At 68.7% G+C, this 20,200-nt stretch carries 20 protein-coding genes and 1 riboswitch; of the genes, 9 read left to right on the forward strand and 11 right to left on the reverse strand.

All coding sequences use genetic code 11. The annotated features are described in order from the left end of the window. The 8 genes from QQK83_RS14975 to QQK83_RS15010 form a co-directional block, all read right to left on the reverse strand. Positions 1-222 (reverse strand): hypothetical protein (locus QQK83_RS14975; RefSeq protein WP_284265577.1); only part of this gene is annotated, 222 nt, incomplete at its 3' end. Positions 223-313: 91 nt separating this feature from the next. Continuing rightward, positions 314-511, reverse strand: a riboswitch (cobalamin riboswitch). Positions 512-576: 65 nt separating this feature from the next. After that, positions 577-1,695 (reverse strand): cobalamin-independent methionine synthase II family protein, encoded by a 1,119-nt coding sequence (locus QQK83_RS14980; RefSeq protein WP_284265579.1) that lies wholly within the window; start codon positions 1,693-1,695, stop codon positions 577-579. Positions 1,696-1,726: 31 nt separating this feature from the next. Continuing rightward, the gene (locus QQK83_RS14985) at positions 1,727-2,710 is read right to left on the reverse strand and encodes a cupin domain-containing protein (RefSeq protein ID WP_284265581.1); all 984 of its coding nucleotides are present in this window, start codon (positions 2,708-2,710) and stop codon (positions 1,727-1,729) included. Between the two features lie 133 nt (positions 2,711-2,843). Continuing rightward, complete coding sequence (locus tag QQK83_RS14990) at positions 2,844-3,827, reverse strand: nuclear transport factor 2 family protein (protein WP_284265611.1); 984 nt, start codon at positions 3,825-3,827, stop codon at positions 2,844-2,846. Continuing rightward, positions 3,827-4,843 carry a LacI family DNA-binding transcriptional regulator gene (locus QQK83_RS14995; protein ID WP_284265583.1) on the reverse strand — a complete coding sequence of 339 codons (1,017 nt, stop codon included), beginning with the start codon at positions 4,841-4,843 and terminating at the stop codon, positions 3,827-3,829. The genes QQK83_RS14990 and QQK83_RS14995 overlap by 1 nt, the downstream gene beginning before the upstream one ends. After that, positions 4,840-5,832 carry an ester cyclase gene (locus tag QQK83_RS15000; RefSeq protein ID WP_284265584.1) on the reverse strand — a complete coding sequence of 331 codons (993 nt, stop codon included), beginning with the start codon at positions 5,830-5,832 and terminating at the stop codon, positions 4,840-4,842. The genes QQK83_RS14995 and QQK83_RS15000 overlap by 4 nt, the downstream gene beginning before the upstream one ends. Next, a complete protein-coding gene (locus QQK83_RS15005) occupies positions 5,829-7,337 on the reverse strand; it encodes a GMC family oxidoreductase (RefSeq protein ID WP_284265586.1) in 1,509 nt (502 codons plus the stop codon). The genes QQK83_RS15000 and QQK83_RS15005 overlap by 4 nt, the downstream gene beginning before the upstream one ends. A 4-nt stretch (positions 7,338-7,341) precedes the next feature. Beyond that, entirely contained in the window at positions 7,342-8,382 is a 1,041-nt protein-coding gene (locus QQK83_RS15010; RefSeq protein ID WP_284265588.1) for an ABC transporter ATP-binding protein, read from the reverse strand. A gap of 282 nt (positions 8,383-8,664) precedes the next feature. Between QQK83_RS15010 and QQK83_RS15015 the strand changes: the two genes are divergently transcribed. From QQK83_RS15015 to QQK83_RS15050, 8 genes are all read left to right on the forward strand, one after another. Next, on the forward strand, positions 8,665-9,903 hold the full coding sequence (locus QQK83_RS15015; protein ID WP_284265590.1) for an ABC transporter substrate-binding protein: 1,239 nt from the start codon (positions 8,665-8,667) through the stop codon (positions 9,901-9,903). Positions 9,904-9,978: 75 nt separating this feature from the next. Next, positions 9,979-11,007: a carbohydrate ABC transporter permease gene (locus tag QQK83_RS15020; protein WP_284265592.1), complete on the forward strand. Its 1,029-nt coding sequence runs from the start codon at positions 9,979-9,981 to the stop codon at positions 11,005-11,007. 4 nt (positions 11,008-11,011) lie between these two features. After that, positions 11,012-11,893, forward strand: a complete 882-nt coding sequence (locus tag QQK83_RS15025; RefSeq protein ID WP_284265594.1) for a carbohydrate ABC transporter permease — start codon at positions 11,012-11,014, stop codon at positions 11,891-11,893. A 23-nt stretch (positions 11,894-11,916) separates the two neighbouring features. Further along, on the forward strand, positions 11,917-12,918 hold the full coding sequence (locus QQK83_RS15030) for an ester cyclase (RefSeq protein WP_284265597.1): 1,002 nt from the start codon (positions 11,917-11,919) through the stop codon (positions 12,916-12,918). 139 nt (positions 12,919-13,057) lie between these two features. Next, positions 13,058-14,017 carry a TAXI family TRAP transporter solute-binding subunit gene (locus QQK83_RS15035; protein WP_284265599.1) on the forward strand — a complete coding sequence of 320 codons (960 nt, stop codon included), beginning with the start codon at positions 13,058-13,060 and terminating at the stop codon, positions 14,015-14,017. Beyond that, positions 14,014-14,481, forward strand: a complete 468-nt coding sequence (locus QQK83_RS15040) for a DUF1850 domain-containing protein (protein WP_284265601.1) — start codon at positions 14,014-14,016, stop codon at positions 14,479-14,481. Before QQK83_RS15035 ends, QQK83_RS15040 begins: the two co-directional genes overlap by 4 nt. Before the next feature lie 4 nt (positions 14,482-14,485). Continuing rightward, complete coding sequence (locus tag QQK83_RS15045; RefSeq protein WP_284265603.1) at positions 14,486-16,456, forward strand: TRAP transporter permease; 1,971 nt, start codon at positions 14,486-14,488, stop codon at positions 16,454-16,456. 11 nt (positions 16,457-16,467) lie between these two features. After that, positions 16,468-17,298: a 3-oxoadipate:acetyl-CoA acetyltransferase gene (locus QQK83_RS15050; RefSeq protein ID WP_284265605.1), complete on the forward strand. Its 831-nt coding sequence runs from the start codon at positions 16,468-16,470 to the stop codon at positions 17,296-17,298. On the opposite strand, the gene QQK83_RS15055 is transcribed toward QQK83_RS15050, so the two are convergent. Continuing rightward, positions 17,295-18,041: a sulfite exporter TauE/SafE family protein gene (locus QQK83_RS15055; protein WP_284265606.1), complete on the reverse strand. Its 747-nt coding sequence runs from the start codon at positions 18,039-18,041 to the stop codon at positions 17,295-17,297. The two genes, QQK83_RS15050 and QQK83_RS15055, sit on opposite strands and share 4 nt — an antisense overlap. Between QQK83_RS15055 and rraA the strand changes: the two genes are divergently transcribed. Then, positions 18,040-18,570, forward strand: a complete 531-nt coding sequence (rraA, locus tag QQK83_RS15060; RefSeq protein ID WP_284265607.1) for a ribonuclease E activity regulator RraA — start codon at positions 18,040-18,042, stop codon at positions 18,568-18,570. The two genes, QQK83_RS15055 and rraA, sit on opposite strands and share 2 nt — an antisense overlap. A gap of 8 nt (positions 18,571-18,578) precedes the next feature. Here the strand turns inward: rraA and QQK83_RS15065 are convergent, their stop codons facing one another. Both QQK83_RS15065 and QQK83_RS15070 read right to left on the reverse strand, forming a co-directional pair. Further along, positions 18,579-19,556: a D-2-hydroxyacid dehydrogenase family protein gene (locus tag QQK83_RS15065; protein ID WP_284265608.1), complete on the reverse strand. Its 978-nt coding sequence runs from the start codon at positions 19,554-19,556 to the stop codon at positions 18,579-18,581. 13 nt (positions 19,557-19,569) lie between these two features. Then, positions 19,570-20,200: thiamine pyrophosphate-dependent enzyme (locus QQK83_RS15070; RefSeq protein WP_284265610.1), on the reverse strand; the 631-nt coding region annotated here is incomplete at its 5' end.

The following is a 20,200-nucleotide window of genomic DNA, read 5'->3' on the forward strand; positions in this document are numbered from 1 at the left end:
TTGGGGCTGCAGGCGACCGATCCGCTGCTGACGGCGATGGTGTTGTCGCTGGGGGTGAACACCTTCCTCTTCATCTTCGGCTCGCTGGTGTCCTTTCCCAGCCCGCTGGAGCGGCTGCAGGCCGCCCAGCCATTGCAGGTAGCCCAGCCGGGCGATCTCGACCGCGCCCGCATCGGGGCCGCCGTAATGTTGCAGTTGTCGAATGGTCAGGTCTGTCAGCATGGCGCCCTCCGCGCATGGGGCAGGGCAGTGACGGGACGGGGGGAGGGGGCGCTATCGCCCCGACGCACCACGACCCGGGGCACCCCGCCCGGTTGGTTCGGTCACGATGGCAGGTCTCCTGGCTTGCGGGTCAGGGCTCGCCCGATCCTTCCCGGGCCGTCTGGCCCAGTGGATGCTCTCGGGGTCGCTCGCCGCTCACAGTTGCGGGGGCAGCCGCGGGATTGCACCGCGTTCCCTTTTCAGACCGGACAGGCGTCGCCGCCCGGTCACCATCGGGTCGAAGCGTGCCGCGGCACCGCCCCCGCGGTCAAGCGAAAGCGGCGCGCGGGCGCGGATGCCGCAGGGGCGGGCGGCTCAGGCGCGGGCCGCGCCCTCGGCCAAGGCTGCGAGTTTCGCGTAGGCGATGGCCGGGTCCACCGCGCCGAAGCCCGCGAAGGTGCCGAAGCCGCAATCGCTGCCCGCGATCACGCGGTCAGGGCCGACGATCTCGGTGAAGCGGCGGATGCGCTCGGCCACGAGGTCGGGGTGTTCGACGAAATTCGTCGTGGAATCGATCACGCCGGGGACCAGCACCTTGTCCTCGGGGATATCGGCCTTGCGATCGCGGAAGACGGCCCATTCATGGCCATGGCGGGGGTTCGACGTCTCGAAGAGGACGTAACGCGCGCTGGCCGACATCAGCGTGTCGAACATGGTGGCCATGGGGATGTCGCAGACATGCGGCCCCTCGTAATTGCCCCAGCAGATGTGGATGCGCACGCGCGCGGGGTCGATGCCCTCGAGCGCGTGGTTCAGCGCCTCGACATGGGATTGCGCGATCTTGACGAATTCCGCGTCCGTGAGGTCGGTGAAGAGCATGTGCCGCGACAGCGCGAGGTCGGGGCAATCGAGCTGCAGGTCGAGGCCGGCATCGACGATGGTCCGGTATTCCTCGCGCATCGCGTCGGCGAGCGCCGCGAGATAGGCCTCGCGCGTGGGGTAATGCGCGTTCTGCAGGAAGAGCGAGATCACGCCGGGCGAGGCCGCGTTCATGAAGCCGCGCGTGGCCCCATGCGCCGCCATCGCGGATTTGAGATTGGCGATGTCCTTTTCCAGCTCGCCCTGGCCCTTGGAACGGACCTCGCCCACGCACATGGGGCGGGCATAGGTGGGCGTGCCGCCCTCGTCCTTCAGCCGCTCGAGGAAGGAGGGGAACAGCTTGAGATCTGCGGGCGCATTGCGTGGGCTGTCGCCGTCAAAGCCGGTGTAGCGGTCCTTGACGTAGGTGGCGTAGCTGATCTTGGAGGTTTCCCCATCGGAAACGATGTCGATGCCTGCCGCTTTCTGTTTCCTGACCGTCTCGTCCACGGCCGCCGTCATGGCGGCGTCGAAGGCGGCGGCGTCATAGGGCACGCGCTTTTCGCGGGAGAAGATGAAATCCACGACCTCCTGCGTGCGGGGCAGGCTGCCGACATGGGTGGTGAGGATGGGCATGGGTCTGCTCCTTCGTCGTGTCGCTTGCCAGTCAGCCGCGCCAGGTGGGCCCGGCGGGATCGTCGGTCGCCACGACGTGATAGAGCGCGGCGTCGCCGGTCATCGAGGGCCAGGCGGCATGGTCGAGGTGCTCGGGCACGCTCATCGTGTCGCCGGGGGCGAGCGTGGCCGCGCCCGCGGGGTAGTCGGCGGTGCCCTCCCATTCCACGCGCCAATGCCCGGTGACGGGCATCAGGACCGAGGGGCGGTCGTGGCGGTGCATCTCGCGCCGCGCCGAGCCGCGGGTGACGAGGCCGACCTCGAAACCGGGGCGGTCGCGCAAGAGGCCCGTCTCGCCGATCACGAGCACCGGGTCGCGGTCGGCCATGGCCTGCATGTCGAGGTAGCGGGCGACATGGTTCGGGATCACGTCGCGGGTGCCGGGTTCGGGGAAGCCTGCAAGCTCCGCCTCGGTCAGGAGCGGCATGGGGGCTACGCCCTCGGGCAGGCTCTGCCCCTTCTTGCTGTCGTAGAGCTTGCCCTGTTCCGACAGGATCAGGCCGTGGGCCTTCGCCTCCTCGATGACCTGTGGGGCCCAGATCACGCCGCCGCCCGCGTCGTCGCCGCCGAGGATCGCCATGATCATCCCGTAATCCTCGCCGATGTTCTCGAAGCCGCGGAAGATGCCGGTGGGGATGTTGAAGATGTCGCCCTTCTCCAGCACCACCTCGCCCGCGTCGCCCCGGCGGCCCCAGAAGAAGCGCCAGCGCCCCGAAAGGACGAAGAACACCTCGGCGGTGCGGTGGGAATGGAGCGAGTTGCGGCACTTGGGCGGCTGGCCCGCCGCGCCGATGTTGAAGCCGTGCGGCAGGGTGATGTGGACATGCTGGTCGGCGGCTTCCGAGACGCCGCCGCCGATGATGGTGAAGTTCTCCTTGCGGTCGCTGCCGGGTGTGTGGGCGTCGATGAAGGCGGTGCGGCAGGGCATCAGGTCACCGTATCGGACGATACGGGCTTCCATCTCGGGCGGGGTCATCGCTGGGGTCCTCGGTTGGTCTCGGGGCGGGAAAGCCCTTTCGAAACGGCTTTTTCACGCGATTTCGAAATCGTGTGGGCAAGGGCCTTCGAAGGCCCTTGTGGCGCGGGGTGTCGGGCGGGGCGCATCGGCCTCAGGCCTCTGCCAGCAGGATCTGTTTCCAGACCGCGGTTTCGTCGTAGAGCGTGTACTCGCGCCTGAGCGCGACGGGGCCCTCGCCCAGCCGTCCGAACTCGGCATGGGTGATGCCGAGCACGTAGACCATCGCGCCCGTGGGCGCGCCGAAGGTGCCCCAGCCCTCGTGCCGGCCCCAGAGCGACCAGCGCACCGCGGCGCGGGGCGGCAGGGTCTCGTCCTCGCGGCCGATGACATGCTCGAGCCTGAATTCGGCGTTCGGGAAGGCCGCGCGCAGGCCCATCCAGAACCGGTCGGCGGCAGCGTGGCCATGGGCGTTGACCCCGCCGGGGTAATGCAGCGCGCAGGCCCGGTCGTATTCGGCGGGGATCGTCGCAAGGTCCGCGCCCATGATCCGGGTCAGGATCTCCGACAGCCGCGCGCCCCACGGGCTGTCGTTGCCCGCGCCTGAATAAGGGCCGGGCAGGTCCGTCTCGGGCGTCAGCGGCTTGACGCAAGCGCCCGGCCCGCCCTCGCGCGCGATGAGGTCCGCGGCGTAATCCCGTGGCTCCCAGCCCAGCTGGCGCACGATCGCGCCCTGGTCGCGGATCAGCCATTCGTCGTCGATCACGTTGCCCTTGGCGTGGCAGTCGGCGAGGATGCGGTAGGTCAACCGCTTGCCCGTCGCCGCCCCGTAGACCCCGTCGCCCGCATGGGTCGCCTGCGACAGGATGCGGTGCGAGGACAGCATGCCCGCCTCGGGGCTGCCCGACCAGATCACGTCCTCGCCCAGAAGCACCCGGTCGGGGAACTCGTGCAGGGTCGCCATCGTGGCCCCGATCACGCCCTGGTTGCCGGTGACCACCGAGCCGGGCGAGCGCACCACGATCTCGGGCGCGTAATAGTCGTGCAGCGTGTGAATGCCGCGGTCTTCCCAGATCTCCTTGGTGATGCCGATGATGTAATCGGGGAAATCGCGGAACCTGGGGTCGAAGCCGTGCATCATGTCCATCCTCGGGGAACGCGGGCCGAGCCGCGAATGATCAGGGGGCCGGTGATCTCGACCTTTTCATGCCCGCGGGCGGGGTCCTCGATCTCGGCCAGAAGGGTGTCGACCGTCGCCTCGACCATCCGGTTCACCGGCTGGCGCAGCGTGGTCAGGTCATAGGCGGGCCATGCGGCCATCGGCACGTCGTCATAGCCCACGATGGAGACATCGCCGGGAACGCTCACGCCCATCTCGTGACGCAGCCTGTCCATCACGGCGAGCGCCATGTGATCGTTGCCGACGAAGATCGCGTCGGGGGGCTGCGGCCCCTCCATCAGCCTGCGCGCGGCCTCGGCCGCGGTGGCGCGGTCATACATGCCGTCGATCATCTCGGGCGGGGAGGCGCCCGCCTCGGCCAGCGCGGCGAGGAAGCCCTGCGTCCGGTCGCGCCCCGTCGACGAGCCTTGCCAGCCCGCCACATGGGCGATGCGGCCATGCCCGCCGGCCAGCAGGAACTCGGCCACCTTGCGCCCGCCCTCGACATTGGCCGAGGTGATCGAGGACAGGCCCGATCCGTCCTGCCCGCGGTTGAACATCACCACCGGAATGCCCATCGCGGAACAGCGCTCGGTCAGGTCCGAGGAGATGGCGACCGAGGCGGTGATGATCCCGTCTACCTGGTAGGTCATCAGGTCGGCCATCACCGCGTCGATCCCCTCGGGCGAGTTGCCGGCCATGATCAGAAGGATGTGATAGCCGCGCTCCTGCAGGGCCTGCGACAGGCGCTCGATGGCGAGCGGGTAGAACTGGTTGTCGAGATAGGCCACCACCAGCCCGATGATCCGGCTCTTGCCGGTGATCATCGCGCGCGCGAGCCGGTTGGGCCGGTAGCCCAGCCGGTCGGCGGCGGCGCGCACCTTGGCGATGGTGGTCTTGGAGGCCGAGGCGCCGGAAAACACCCGGCTGACCGCCGACTGGCTGACACCCGCCATCCGCGCCACGTCGAGCGATGTGACCTTCGCGTCGCTCATGCGCCCTCCTCCATCCGCGCCAGCACGTCGAGGCCAATCTGGCGGCAGAAATCCAGCAGGTCCACGAGAACCCAGTTCTCGCGGATCAGTCCGCCCTCCACGCGCCAGAAATCGAGGCTGCGCAAGGTCACCTCCCGCCCCGAGGGGGCAAGGCCGAGGAACCCGCCGCCCTTGTGCGTAAGGCGCATGTTCGGCCAGCCGGTTTCGGCGACGTAATCGCCTTCGGCGATCCAATGGGACATCAGGTCGCCCATCGCGTCGAGCTTGCGGTCGGGAAAGGCGCGCAGGAAGGGGATCTGGTGATGCGCGCGGAAGCCGTCGATGCCGCGCGCGGTGCCGATGCCCGCGGGGCCGTACCAGTTGACGCGGGGGTGCCAGTGATCGGCCAGCCGCATGACGGCGGGGTCGGGATCGGCGGGATGTTTGCAAAGATCGGTGAGCATGTCGATGACGCGGGTCATCGCGGCAGCCCCGTCGCCCGAGATGGCCAGCCCGTCGCCCGACATCGGCGCGGGCGTGGCGAGGAAGGCACCCAGCTGCGGGGCCAGCGGCCATGCGCCCGCCTGCATCATCAACTCGGGGATGTCCCAGATCGCCTGCATCTCGGTGACGCGGCCATCTTCCAGCCGGAAGAACTCGTGATAGCGCATATGCGCAAGCCGCCCGGTCGGCGGGATGCCGAGGAAGGGGGCGGCGAAGCGGCCCATGTAGGTGCCCATGCAGCCGATCCAGTCCGCGCCCTCGGGCGTGGTGCCCGCAACGACGATCATGTCGCGGCGTTCGAGGTCGGGCATGGCCACCATCAGCGGTCCGAGGGCCGCGTCGATCAGCGCGTCGGGGCCGGTCAGGTCGCCGAACGGGTGGCAGAGCTGCAGCCGCGCCTCGGGCGCGAAAAGTGCGCGGGTGGCGGCGCGGGCGGTGTCGGGCGTGGCGGTTTCCATGGCGGCACGCCAGGGGGCGAGGGTGGATTTCAGCGCGGCTTGGGTCATGCGGCCTCCGCGATCATCATGCCCGCGCGGTAGCCGATCATCATCGACGGCGCGTTGGTGTTGGCCGAGGTGACGGCGGGCATCACGCTCGCATCCGCCACGTGCAGGCCGAGGGTGCCGCGCAGGCGTAGATCGGGCGTGACGGGGGCGTCGGGCTCCGCGCCCATGCGCAGCGTGCCGACCGGGTGATAGGCGGTGCCCGCGGTCGCGCGGATATGGGCGCGGGCCTGATCCTCGGTCCGCACGGCGGGGCCGGGGGCGACCTCGGGGGCCTGATGGGGGCCGAGATCGGCCTCGGCCATCAGCGTGCGCAGGCGCAGCCAGCCCGCGGTCAGCGTGTCGAGGTCGGTCTCGTCGGCGAAGATCCCGAGGTCGATCTCGATGCCCCTTTTCGTCAGACGCAGCGCCCCCCGTGACTTGGGGCGGCACAGGCAGACATCGGCGAAATACCCCTGCTTCAGCGCGTATTTGCGCCCGTCGTGGCCAAGGCGGAAGGGGATGAAATGGCTTTGCACATCCGGCGCCCCGCCGTCGCCGCGGGCGTTGAAGAACCCGCCCCCCTCGACCGTGGGCGAGGCCAGCAGCCCGCGCCCCCTGAGCGCCCAGTCCAGCGGGGCCACGGCCCAGCGGGGCCAGAGCGCGGGCGTAAGCCCGTAGCCCGAGCCGGGGCCTTCGTAATGCAGCCCCGCGCCGGGGTGGTCGTGGAGGTTCCGGCCAAGTTCGGGGATGTCACGGACAACATCGACGCCCGCCGCCCGCAGCTCTTCGGCCGGGCCAATCCCCGAGCGCAACAGGATCTCGGGCGAGCCGATGGCCCCCGCCGACAGCACCACGCCCTTGCGCGCCGCGATCTCGGTGCCGTCGCCCAGCCGCACGCCCGCGATGCGGTCGCCCTTGAGGGTCAGCCGGTCGACCTGCGCCCCGGTCAGAAGCGCGGCCCCCCGCTCCAGCGCGGGCCGCAGAAAGGCGTCGGCGGCCGACCAGCGCCGCCCGTCATGCAGGTTGAAGGCGAACACCCCCGCGCCCTCGCGGTCGGGGTGGGGCAGGGCCTTGGCGTCGTTGGTGGGGAAGAGCGCGCCCAACGCCTCGGTCAGCGGATGCGCGCCCGACAGGCGGCGCGGGCGCAGCTGCGCCTCGACCGCGTCGAAGGCGGGGGCGACCTCGGACCAGCTCCAGCCGGGCAGGGCCCAGCCGTCGAAATCCGCCGCGCGGCCCCGGAACCAGACCATCGAGTTGATCGAGCCCGAGCCGCCCACCATCCGCCCGCGCGGAATGGCGAGGGACCGCCCCCCAAGCCCCGCCTGCGGGGCCGAGCGGTAGCGCCAGTCGCGCGCGCCGCCCATCATCCAGACCAGGCCGAAGGGCATGCGCACCAGCGGCCAGCGGTCCGAGGGCCCGGCCTCGATCACCAGAACGGTTCCCGCGCCGCCCGTCACCAGCCCATGCGCCACGGCGCATCCCGCCGAGCCCGCTCCGATCACGATGTGGTCATAGGCGATGGCCATGGCGCTACAGCCGCGCCCCCGTGGCCGCGTCGAAGACATGGCAGATCGAGGCGGGGATATGCGCGGTGAACCCCTCGCCGATCTCGGCGCGGAAATCCTTGGGCGCCTTGACCGACACGAGGTCATGGCCCAGCCGCACGGTGACCATGGTCGAGTCGCCCAACAGCTCCAGCGTGTAGATCGGCGCGCTGAGTTCGGTGCCGCCCGAGAGCGTCGCATCCTCGGCGCGGAAGCCCAGCACCGATTTGCCGTCGCGCGCCGAAAGCCCCTCGATCCGCAAGCCGCGCCCCTCGAACACGCCGCCCCTGATCTCGCCCTCGACAAGGTTCATCGCGGGCGAGCCGATGAAGCTGGCGACGAAGGTGTTGGCGGGAGTGTCGTAGATCTCGGTGGGCGTGCCGACCTGCTGGACCACGCCCTTGGACATCACCACCACGCGGTCGGCGAGCGTCATCGCCTCGATCTGGTCATGGGTCACGTAGATCGTGGTGACCTTCAGCTCGTGGGACAGGTTCTTGATCTGCGCCCGCGTCGAGACGCGCAGCTTGGCGTCGAGGTTCGACAGGGGCTCGTCCATCAGGAAGACGTTGGGCTGGCGCACGATGGCGCGGGCCAGCGCCACGCGCTGCCGCTGGCCGCCCGACAGCTCGGCGGGGCGGCGGTGCAGGAATTCGGTCAGCTCCACCATCTCGGCGGCGCGCATCACCCGCTCGCGGTGGGTGGCCGGGTCGATCTTTCGGACCTTCAGGGGGAAGCGGATGTTTTCGTAGACGTCGAGATTGGGGTAAAGCGCGTAGGACTGGAACACCATCGCCACGTCGCGGTCCTTGGGGTCGAGGTCGTTGATCCGCTTGCCGTCGACCAGGATGTCGCCCTCGGTGATCTCCTCCAGCCCCGCGATCATGCGCATCGTCGTGGTCTTGCCGCAGCCCGAGGGGCCCAGCAGCACGAGAAACTCGCGGTCGGCGATGGTCAGGTCGAAATTGTCGACGGCCACGAAGCTGCCCCAGCGTTTGGAGAGGTTCCTGAGCTGAATCTCGGCCATGGAAACGCACCCTCCGGGGGCAGGATTGTTGCATACGTTTTCATCGACGCTATCGCCAAACCGGAAATCCGCGCAAGCCTTATTTTCCGAATGTTTCGCAAGCATGGGCCGGGCGGAAAAATCCTTGCATGAGGGGGCGCTCATGGCTCAGGATTGAAAACGTATGCACGGCGGCGGCGATTCGCACGCAACCGGTGTCGCATGACCGGACAACACCAGAGGGGCCGGCCCGAAGACCGCAGGTCGCAGGGACCGGACCACATCACAGGGAGCTGACCAGAGATGAGTTTCACCCGGACGACGACCCTTACCGCGGTCGCCACGATCTTGGGCGCAGGCACCGCGATGGCCGATTGCGGCATCGAAAGCGGGCGCGTGGCGATCCTTTCCAACGACTTCCCCGCGCTGCACGCGATGGCCGAGGGGGCCGCTGAATGCGCCTCGGACAGCGTGACGGTGACCGCCAACCAGACGACCGAACACCGCGACATCCAGGTCGCCGCCCTGACCGCGAACCCCGCCGAATACACCTCGGCCGTGGTCGCAAACTCCTCGATCGTGCCGCTTCTGAACGAGGGGCTGATCCGTCCGCTCGACGACCTGATCGCGCAATATGCGCCCGACCTGCCGATGACCAACCGCATCACCATCGACGGGCAGGTGATGGCCGTGGCCTTCATGGCCAACGCCCAGCACCTCTTCGTGCGCGACGACGTGCTGGCCCAGGTCGGCATGGAGCGGCCCACCACCTACGAGGAGGTGCTCGAGGTGCTCGCCGCCGTGCGCGAGGCGGGGATCATGGAGCATCCCTTTGCGATGAACACCGCCTCGGGCTGGAACCTGGGCGAGGAATTCGTGAACATGTATCTCGGCCATGGCGGCCAGCTGTTCGAGGCCGGCAGCGCCGCGCCCGCGATCAACAACGAGGCGGGCATCGCCACGCTCGAGATGCTGGCGGCGCTGAACGAGTATGCCAACCCCGATTTCCTGACCTTCGACAGCAACGCCACGCAGGCGCTGTGGGAATCGGGCGAGCTGGCCGTGGCCTACATGTGGGGCTCGCGCGGCGGCGGCATCCTCGATGACGAGAACTCCACCCCCGAGGTGACCGGCAACACCGCGCTGATCGGCGCGCCGACCGTCGCGGGCGGCGACACGCCCGCCTCGACGCTCTGGTGGGATGGCTTCACCATCGCCGCCAACATCTCGGACGAGGATGCGGCGGCGACCTTCCGCGCGCTGATGCACGGTCTGCGCCCCGAGGTGATCGAGGCCAACAACGACGCCGCCGTCTGGCTGATGCCCGGCTTCACCCCCGGCGCGCCCGCCGAGGGCGTGGTCGCGACCGCGACCTCGGGCACGCGGCCCTATCCGATGGTGCCCTATGTCGGCCTGATGCACACGGCGCTCGGCAACGAGCTGGCGCAGTTCCTGCAGGGCGAGGAAAGCGCCGAGCAGGCGCTCGCCGATGTCGAGGCCGCCTATATCGCCGCCGCGACCGAACAGGGCTTCCTTCAGTAAGCTTCTCCCCGTGGGGTGGTCCGGTCCGCCGGGCCGCCCCGTGTCCCTTCTGCGCCAGCCCGTGAAGGCCGACAGATGCCCCATCGCACCTTCATCTGGTTCATCCTGCCCTCGCTTGCCGCGATGATCCTGTTCATCGCGCTGCCCATCGTCTCGGTGGTGGTGCAGTCGCTTTACGTCGAGCACGAGCAGGTGCTGGTGACGGTGGAAAACTGCGGCCCCTTCGGCTGCACCGAGGAAACCCGCGTCGACCGCGACGCCACCGCCGAACTGCGCGAGGCGCAGCCGCTGGGCCGGTTCAACGGGCTCGGCACCTATTTCAACCGCGCGCACCTGGCCACCGCCGAGATCGCCGAGGCATGGGCGACCTCCGACAGCCTCGGCGCGTTCTGGGACCGGGTGATGAACCTGCCCTTCTACCGCGCGCTGGTCTTCACGCTGGCCTATACCTTCATCGTGACGCCGCTGGTCGTGATCCTTGGCCTTGCCATCGCGCTGGGCGTGAACGCGCTGCCGCGCATCTTTCGGGGCGTGACGATCTTCTTCTCGCTCCTGCCGATGATCGTGACGCCGCTGATCGGCAGCCTCGTGCTGTTCTGGATGATCGACGCCGAGGGCGTGATCGGCGCGACGCTTCAGATCCTGTTCGACGACCCCGACCTGTCGCTCAAGGCGTCACCGGCGCTCACCTGGATCACGCTCTTCATCTACGGCGTCTGGTCCTCGGCCCCCTTCGCCTTCATCGTCTATTACGCGGGCCTGCAGACCGTGCCCGAGGAAACGCTCGAGGCCGCGATGATCGACGGCGCAAGCCGGTGGGAGCGCATTCGCTACGTCGTGATCCCGCACCTCGCGCCGCTCACCGTCTTCATCATGCTCATTCAGTTCATGGACAACTTCCGCGTCTTCGAGCCCATCGTCGGCTTCCAGGCGCAGGCGAGCGCGACCTCGCTTTCCTACATCATCTATTCCGACCTGCGCGGCGACGTGCAGCAATTCGGCTCGGCCGCCGCCACGTCGGTTCTGACGATCATCGGGGTCGCCATCCTTCTGACGCCGGTGCTGATCCGCACCTGGCGCGATTTCAACCGCAAGAGGGCGTAAGGACATGGCCGCCGCATCGCAGCGCAGATCGACCGCCCTTGTCGTCTTTTCCACCGGCTTCATCCTGCTGTGGCTGATCCTCGCGGCCTTTCCGTTCCTCTGGACGCTCTGGGGATCGTTCAAGGTGCAGGGCGATTTCTTCTCCCGCGCCGATTGGATGAACGCGATCACCGGGCCGCTGACGACCGAGCAGACGGGCGGGCCCTTCACCGGTGAGGGCTACTGGGGCGCGTGGGTCGAGAGCGGCTTCTGGCGCAACGTGGTCAACACCGGCATCGTCGTGGTCTGCACCGTCGTCATCTCGCTGACGCTGGGCACGCTGGGCGGCTACGCGCTGGCGCGCTCGGGGTTCCGCTATGCCTTCTGGCTGTTGATGATCGCGCTGGTGTTCCGCGCGATGCCGCATATCACGCTGGTCTCGGGCTACCTGTTGCCCTTCTTCCAGTGGAACCTCTGGGGGCACCTGCCCACCACGATCATCGTTCTGGTGGCGATCAACCAGCCCTTCACGCTGTGGATGCTGCATTCCTTCTTCCTCAACATCCCCAAGGACCTGGACGAGAGCGCCATGGTCGACGGCTGCACCCGGTTCCAGGCGTTCCGGCTGGTCATCATCCCGGTGATGTGGCCCGGCGTGATCACCACGGGGCTTTTCAGCTTCCTTCTGGCCTACAACGACTTCGCCGTGACCGCGATGCTCCTTTCCTCGGAAAACCAGACGATGATCCCGCGCATCGCCTCCTTCCTCGGCTCGGTGCAGCAGGAAGGCAACGTGATGTTCGCGGTCGCCGCCGTCGTCTCGGCCACGGCACCGCTTTTCGTTCTGATCCTCTTCTTCCAGCGCCAGATCGTGTCCGGCTTGACGGCCGGGGCGGTCAAGGGCTGACCCACCCCGATACGGATACCGACATGACCGACTTCCAGGCGGAAAAGGCGCTGGTGCGCGCCCATCACGCGGCGATCGAGGCCGCCACCCCCGACACCGTGGCCGAGGCGCTTTCCCGCCACACCGCCCCCGGCTGGCACTGGCGCGGCATGTGCCCCTTCGACGAGCGCACCGGGGCAGGGGAGGTGGCGGGGGTCTTCTGGTCCCCGCTCCTGACGGCCGTCACCGCGATGCAGCGGCGCGAGGATGTCTTTTTCGCGGGGCGAAACCAGATCGACGGCTTCCAATCCGTCTGGGTCGTGTCGATGGGGCATCTCATGGGCCTGTTCGATGCGCCATGGCTGGGCATCCGGCCCACGCGCAAGCTTGTGATGCTGCGCTACGCCGAGTTTCACCGGGTCGAGCAGGGCCGCATCGTGGAAACCGCGCAGTTCTGCGACATCCCGCACCTGATGGTGCAGGCGGGGCAGAACCCCTTCGGGCCCGCCACCGCGCAGCACCTCGTGCAGCCGGGGCCGCGCACTCATGACGGGCTTCTCCACGCCCCGCAGCCGCAAGCCGAGGGCGAGGCGACGCTCGCCGCGATCAACGCGATGATCTCGGACCTCGGCACATGGGGCCTTGGCCTGCCACTGGAGGAGGAGCTGCGCCGCTCGTGGCACGAGGACATGCTGTGGTGGGGCCCCGAGGGGGTGGGGGCGACCTACACCATCCCGCGCTACGCCGCGCAGCACTCCGGCCCGTTCCGCGCCGCTTTCGCCGAACGCTCCTCCACCGGCCATATCGCCCGGCTGGCCGAGGGGCATTACGGCGGCTTCTTCGGCTGGCCCAATTTCACCGCGCGCCACACGGGCGGGTTCATGGGCCTTCCGGGCAGCGACACCCGCGCCGAGTTCCGCGTGATCGACATCTACCGACGCGCGGGCGACAAGCTGGCCGAGAACTGGATCTTCATCGACATGCTGCATTTCTACCGCACGCAGGGCGTGGACCTTCTGGCGCGGATGCGCGCCATCGGCGGCTGACCGCGCCGCCCTGCCGCCCCGCTGTGCGTTGCGCCGGGCGGCGCACAACCCTGCCGTGTAACTGGCCGGCATGGGGTTGGCGGCTGTCGCCGAAGCGATTAAATCGGCAAGCACAACAAATCGATCAGGGAGGATCACCATGACCATGTTCAAGGCCTTTGCGGCCGGAACCCTTGTCGCGCTTGCGACCCCCGCGCTTGCCCAGACCCAGCTGTCCGTCGCCACCGGCGGCACCGGCGGCGTCTACTACCCGATGGGCGGCGGCCTTGCCGAGGTCATCAACGCGAATGTCGAAGGCTACTCGGCCACCGCCGAAGTGACCGGCGCGTCGGTCGAGAACATGGGCCTTGTCGCCACCGGCGACGCCGACCTTGCGCTTGCGCTGGCCGACACCGTCGCACAGGCCTATTCCGGCACCGGCCGTTTCGAGGGTCAGCAACTGCCGATGATCCGCGGCCTTGCCTCGATGTATGCCAACATGGTCCAGATCGTGACGCTGGAAGGCTCGGGCATCACATCGCTCGACGATCTCGTCGGCAAGCGCGTCTCGGTCGGCGCGCCCGGCTCGGGCACCGAGGTGAACGCCGAGGCGATCCTGTCGGCCAACGGCATCAGCTATGACGACATCGAGGAGCAGCGCCTCAACTTCAACGAAACCGCCGACGCGCTGGCCAACGGCGACATCGACGCGGGCTTCTGGTCGGTGGGCGCGCCCACCTCGTCGATCCTGAACCTTGCGACCACGCAGTCCATCGTCATGATCGAACTGACCGACGCGCAGATGACCGCCGCGCAAGAGGCCGAGCCGCTGTTTGCCCGCACCACGCTGGCAGACGGCACCTACGAGGGCGTGGGCGCCACCGCCGTTCTGGGTGTGCCGAACGTTCTGGCCGTCTCCTCGGAGATGGACGAGGAACTGGCCTACCAGATCACCCGCGCCATGTTCGAGAACATCGACGACCTGCGCGCCGTCCACCCGGCGGCGAACCAGACCACGGTCGAGTTCACACTGGCCGCTACCCCGGTTCCGCTGCACCCCGGCGCGATCCGCTACTACGAGGAAATCGGCGCCGAAGTGCCGGCCCGCCTCAGCGAGTGATCCTGTCGCGTATCGGAGGGGGGCTTTCGGCCCTCCTCCTTTTCTCCGCCTTCAGCGCCGCCACGGCGGGTGACCTTGTCGCCACGACCGAGGACGGCACCGAGATCGCGCGCCTGCCCGTCCCCGAGGGGGCGGGTTGGTGTGTCTTGTGGAACCATTCGGTGCAGGGCTTCCCGGTGACGGATTGCTACGAGAACCGCGCGGGCCACATGGTGCTGGTGCGCTCGCGCCAGCCCGATTTCGCTGCCGGTCTGGGCCATATCCCCGGCCGCGGGCGGCAGGTCTCGGACGGGGAAGGCGGCTACTGGATTCTCGACATCGACGAACCCGTGCCGGGCGACGCATACGTCTTGCGCCCCGGTGCCGGGCCGGTCGATCATCGGCTGCAGGTGGGTGACACGGTCGTGTCCCTGTCTGACGCCGCCGCGCGCCAGAGGGTGCGCATCGCACTGACGGGAGAGTAATGCCATGGTGATGGACACCGAGGTGCCGCAGGCCGAACATCCGCAACCCAAGCTCGTGCTGCGCGTGATCGCCGTGGTCGGCATCGCGCTGTCGCTGTTCCAGCTCTGGGCCGCGGGCGTGCAGCCCCTGGGCCTGTTCTACCAGCGACCCATCCATCTCGGCTTCATCCTTGTCCTGTGCTTCCTGATCTACCCGGCCTTCGGTCGTCATCGCCCGCGCGGCGCGCTGGGCTGGGCCATCGACGGGCCGCTGATCGCGGCCTCCGTGGTCGTCGGCGCATGGCTGCCGGTCAACATCGACATCATCGCCAACCAGATCTTCCCCCGCGACATCGACGTCTGGATCGGCATCCTGACCATGATCGTGGTGCTCGAGGGCGCGCGCCGCGCCGTGGGGCTGGGCATGACGATCATCGGGGCGGTCTTCATCGCCTACGCCTTCGCGGGCGCGCGCGGCGAGCTGCCCTTCCTCGCCGACTGGATGCCCGGCATCCTCAACCACCGCGGCTATTCGCTGGACCGTCTGGCCAGCCAGATGACGCTGGGGGCCGAGGGGATCTTCGGCATTCCCCTTGGCGTCGCGGCCACCTTCGTCTTCATCTTCGTCCTGTTCGGTGCCTTCCTCGAGGTGACCGGCGCGGGCAAGTTCTTCATCGATCTCGCCTATGCCGCCACCGGCCGCCAGCGCGGCGGCCCGGCCAAGGCCGCCGTCATCGCCTCGGCCGGCATGGGCTCGATCTCCGGCTCGGCCATCGCCAACGTGGTCACCACCGGCGCCTTCACCATCCCGCTGATGAAGCGCCTCGGCTACCGCCCCGCGCAGGCCGGCGGGATCGAGGCCGCGGCCTCCACCGGCGGGCAGATCATGCCGCCCCTGATGGGCGCAGGCGCCTTCCTCATGTCGGAATTCACGCGGGTGCCTTACGTCGACATCGTGCTCGTCTCGATCTTCCCCGCCGTCCTTTACTTCGGCGCGGTCTACCTGCTCGTGCATATCGCCGCCGTCAAACAGGGGATGACCGGCATGACCAGCGATGAGCTTCCCAGCGTGCGGAGCGTGCTGGCCGAGGGGTGGCACTTCCTTCTGCCGCTTCTCGCGCTCGTCGCGCTTCTGGTGGCGGGCTACTCGCCCATGCGCGTGGGCTTCTACGCCATCGTCTCCATCGTCGCCGCGGCCTCGGCCCGCGCACTCTGGGTGTTCTTCACCGACGGCCCGACGATGGAAAAATTCACCGCCCTCTGCCGCCGCGGCATCGAGCTGACGCTGCAGGCGCTCGAACTGGGCGCAAGGAACGCGGTGGCCGTCTCCATGGCCTGCGCGGTCGCGGGGATCATCGTGGGGGTCGTGGGCCTCACCGGGCTGGGCCTGAAATTCTCGGCCATGATGATCGCCTTCTCCGGCGGCAACCTGATCCTCGCGATCCTGCTGGTGGCCATCGCCTCGCTGATCCTCGGCATGGGCCTGCCGGTGACGGCGGCCTATATCGTCCTGATCATCCTCGTCGGCCCCGCCCTGACGCAGGAGTTCGGCATCCCGATCCTGATCGCGCACCTGCTGGTGTTCTGGTATTCGCAGGACAGCAACGTCACGCCGCCCGTGGCATTGGCGGGCTTCGCAGGCGCGGCCATCGCCGGATCGAAACCGATGGAAACCAGCGTTCAGGCGTGGAAATACGCCAAGGGCCTCTACCTCATCCCGCTCTTCATGATCTTCAACGAGGAGATCATCCTCGGCGGCCCGCTGCCGCTGGTGCTCTGGAGCGGGTTCATCGCCATCGTGGCGCTCGCCGCCTTCGCCGCCGCGCTCGAGGGGTTCCTGTTCCGCCCCATGGCGCTCTGGCAACGCGCGCTGATCGTGCCGGGCGTCATCGCCTGTTTCTGGCCCGACCTGATGGTCGAGGTCGCGGGCGTGGCCCTGATCCTCGCCATCCTCGCGCTCAACTGGTGGGGCGCGCGCGCCACCGCCCAGACCTGAAGGCAAACCCGATGTCCGACCCCTGCATCATCTGCGTCGCCATCACCGGCTCCGTCCCCCGCAAGGAGGACAACCCCGCCGTGCCGATCACCATCGCCGAGCAGATCGAAAGCACCCATGCGGCGTTCGAGGCAGGCGCGAGCATCGTCCACGCCCATGTGCGGATGGAGGACCAGACGCCCACCTCCGACCCCGAACGCTTCGCGCGGCTCAAGGAGGGGCTGGAGAAACACTGCCCCGGCATGATCATCCAGTTCTCGACCGGGGGCCGCTCCGGCGCAGGGCAGGCGCGCGGCGGCATGCTGCCGCTCCGCCCCGACATGGCCTCGCTCACCGTGGGGTCCAACAACTTCCCCACCCGCGTCTACGAGAACCCGCCCGACCTTGTCGATTGGCTCGCCTCCGAGATGCTGGCCCATGACGTCAAGCCCGAGATCGAGGCCTTCGACCTCAGCCACATCTTCCAGGCCGCGAAAATGGCCGGCGACGGGCGGCTCAAGGGGCCGCTCTACGTGCAGTTCGTCATGGGCGTGAAGAACGCCATGCCGGTGGACCGGCCCAGCTTCGATTTCTTCCGCGAGACGCTGAAGCGGCTGGCCCCCGACGCGCAGTGGTGCGCTGCGGGCATCGGCCGCCACCAGCTCGAGGTCAACGAATGGAGCGTCGCCGCGGGCGGCCATTGCCGCACGGGGCTCGAGGACAACATCCGCCTCGACCGCGACACCCTCGCGCCCTCGAACGCCGCGCTCGTCGCGCGCACGGTCGAGCTGTGCCACCGCTACGAGCGGCCCGTGGCGACCCCCGCGCAGGCGCGCGAGATCCTCGGCCTGCGCGCGGCCTAACCGGTCAGTGCCTGCCAGATCAGCCGGAGCGCGATCAGCACCAGCAGGATATCGAGCGCCCGCTTGAATCCTGCGTCGCTCATCCGGCCCAGCACCAGCCGCCCGCTGAACGTGCCCGCCAGCCCCGCCACGCTCAACGCCACCACCACCCACAGCCATTGCCCGAAGGCGAAGCCGAGCACGCCGAAGACCACCACCTTCAGGCAATGCTGCACAGTCATCAGCGCGGCATGGGTGGCGACATGTCCGTGCCGCGCAAGGTTCTGCGCCTTGGTGTAGCCCGCCACGAACAGCCCCGTCGCCCCGAAGAACATCGTCAGAAAGCTGGAAATCCCCCCCGTCAGGACCGGGAAGCGCGACAGCCATTTCGGCGGCTTGGAGAAGACCGACCAGATCACGAACAGCCCCACCGAGACCTGTATGATCGCGGGCGGAAGCTCCACCACCACCAGCCCGCCCAACCCCGCGCCAAGGATCGAGCCCAGCGTGAACCCCTTCAGCGCGGGCCAATGGACATGGGACAGCAACATCCCCATGCGGCCTGCGTTCGAGGCCAGCTGCACCGCGCCATGCACCGGGATAAGCGCCGCGGGCGGCACAAGGCTCGCCATCACGGCCAGCAGCAGCGCGCCACCCCCGATCCCCAGCGCCGCGGTGATGAAGGAGGCGGCATAGCTTGTCGCCATCAACGCCCAGAAGGCGGCAAGGCTCAGCCCCTCGGGCATCACCATCAGATCACCCATGGCGGCCCCCCTGCGCGCAGGCTACGCTATCGCCGAAGGGGAGGAACCGCCGATGTATGCGACCTGCGATCTCTACGACGACCATGGCGAGGCGCTGGGCGTCCTGCCCGCCGCGCTGCGCCATTTCGGCGGGCGGCTGGCCTTTCACGGCCCCGCCCAGACGGTGAAGACCCACGAGGTCAACACATGCGTCCGGGAACTCGCCAACAGCCCCGGCGAGGGGCGCGTGATGGTCGTGGACGGCGGCGGCTCGGACCGCCGTGCGTTGATGGGCGACATGCTGGCCGCCGCGGCCGCGCGGAACGGCTGGGCCGGGGCGGTGATCTTCGGCGCGGTCCGCGACGTGGCCGAGCTGCGCCAGCTCGACCTCGGCATCATGGCGCTTGCCCGCACGCCTGCGCGCTGCCTGCGCAGTGGCGAGGGCGAGGTGGGCTGCCCCATCACCATCGGCGGCGTGCGCATCGCTCCGGGCGACATGATCGTCGCCGACGAGGACGGCGTGATCGTGGCGCCGCCCGGCCTGATCTGAAACCGCGCTCACCGGCTTTCCCAGACCTCCGGGTTGATCATGTGGATCGGATCGCCGCTCGCATAGGCGTTGATCTGGTCGTAGATGTCGGAAAACTGCAAGTCCAACTCATCCTCCGTCACGTAGCCGATATGCGGCGTGGCGATGACGTTGGGGTGGTTGATCAGCGGATCGGCCCTGTCGGTGAGCGGCTCCGTCTCGAACACGTCCACCGCCACGCGCCCCGGCCGCCCCGCCGTGACGGCGGCGACCAGCGCGCCCGGCTCCACCAGCCCCGCGCGCGAGGTGTTGACGAATGTCGCCGTGGGCTTCATCGCTGCCAGATCGGCCGCCGTGATGATCCCCTTCGTCGCGGGCTTCAGCCGGACATGGACGCTGACGACATCGCTTTCGGCAAAGAAGGCCGCGCGGCTCTCCGCCACCGGCTCCCCATCCGCCACGGCCCGCGCGCGCCCCTCGTCCGAGGCCCACCAGACCACCTCCATCCCGAAGGCGCGGGCATAGCCCGCCACCTGTTTCGCAATCCGCCCGTAGCCATAAAGCCCCAGCCGCCGCCCGTGCAGCGTCTGCCCCGGCGCAAGCTGCCACTGCCCCGCGCGCAGCGAGGCCATCTGCTGCGGGATCTGCCGCGCCGAGGCGAGGATCAGCGCGAATGTCAGCTCCGCCGCCGCCATCGAGGGCGCGCCGCCATGCATGTTGGAGCACAAGAGCACCCCGTTCCGCGTGCAGCCCGGCACGTCGACATGCGGATAGACCGACCGTTGGCTGATCAACTCCAGCCTCGGCAACCGGTCCAGCAACGCCCCCGGTATCGCCGTCCGCTCGCGGAACAGCACCAGCGCCTCGGCCCCGGCCAGCCGCTCCGCCAGCACGTCATGATCTTCCACATGATCGGTCCAGACCGTCACGTCATGGCCCGCCAACTTGGCATAGCTCGGCAGCGTCTTCAGCGTGTCGAACCAGTCGTCGAGAATATGGACCTTCATCCCCTTGCCCCCTTCAATGCCCCTTCGGCGGATGCGCCCGCGCCATGACGGGGGAATAGACCCGGTCGGAAATCGGCACGTCCCAGACCGTAGCGCCACCCGTCGCGGCAAACTCTTCCACCAGCCGCGGCAGCGCGTCCAGATCGGTGATCGTCTCGCCCCCCACGCCAAAGCCCCGCGCGATGGCGGCAAGGTCCGTCCGGCCAAAGACCGCGCCCGCGTCTGAAAGCCCCTCGGCCCTCAGCTTGTGGATTTCGGACCCGTAAGCCCCGTCGTTCAGCGCCACGATCAGGATGTTCAGCCCGTGCCGCGCGATGGTCTCCAGCTCCTGCACATGCATCAGCAGGCTGCCGTCCCCGTCGAACAGCACCACCCTGTCGCCGGGCCGCGCGACGGCCACGCCCATGGCGAAGGACAGGCCGTTGCCGATGGCCCCGAACTCGCGGATCGTCAGGAACCGCTCGTTGGACCGCCCCGGCATATGGGCCACGTAGAACGAGCAATGCCCGGACGAATTCACCATCTCCCAGTCGCGGGGCAGGGCGGCATCCAGCGCCGCCACCACGTCGCGCGGGTCATGCACCCCCGGCTCGGGCGGGAACACCGTGCTGTCGGGGCGCGCCCCCGCGATCCGCGCGGCCATC

Source organism: Roseicyclus amphidinii (genome assembly GCF_030163755.1).
Classification (GTDB): Bacteria; Pseudomonadota; Alphaproteobacteria; order Rhodobacterales; family Rhodobacteraceae; genus Roseicyclus; species Roseicyclus amphidinii.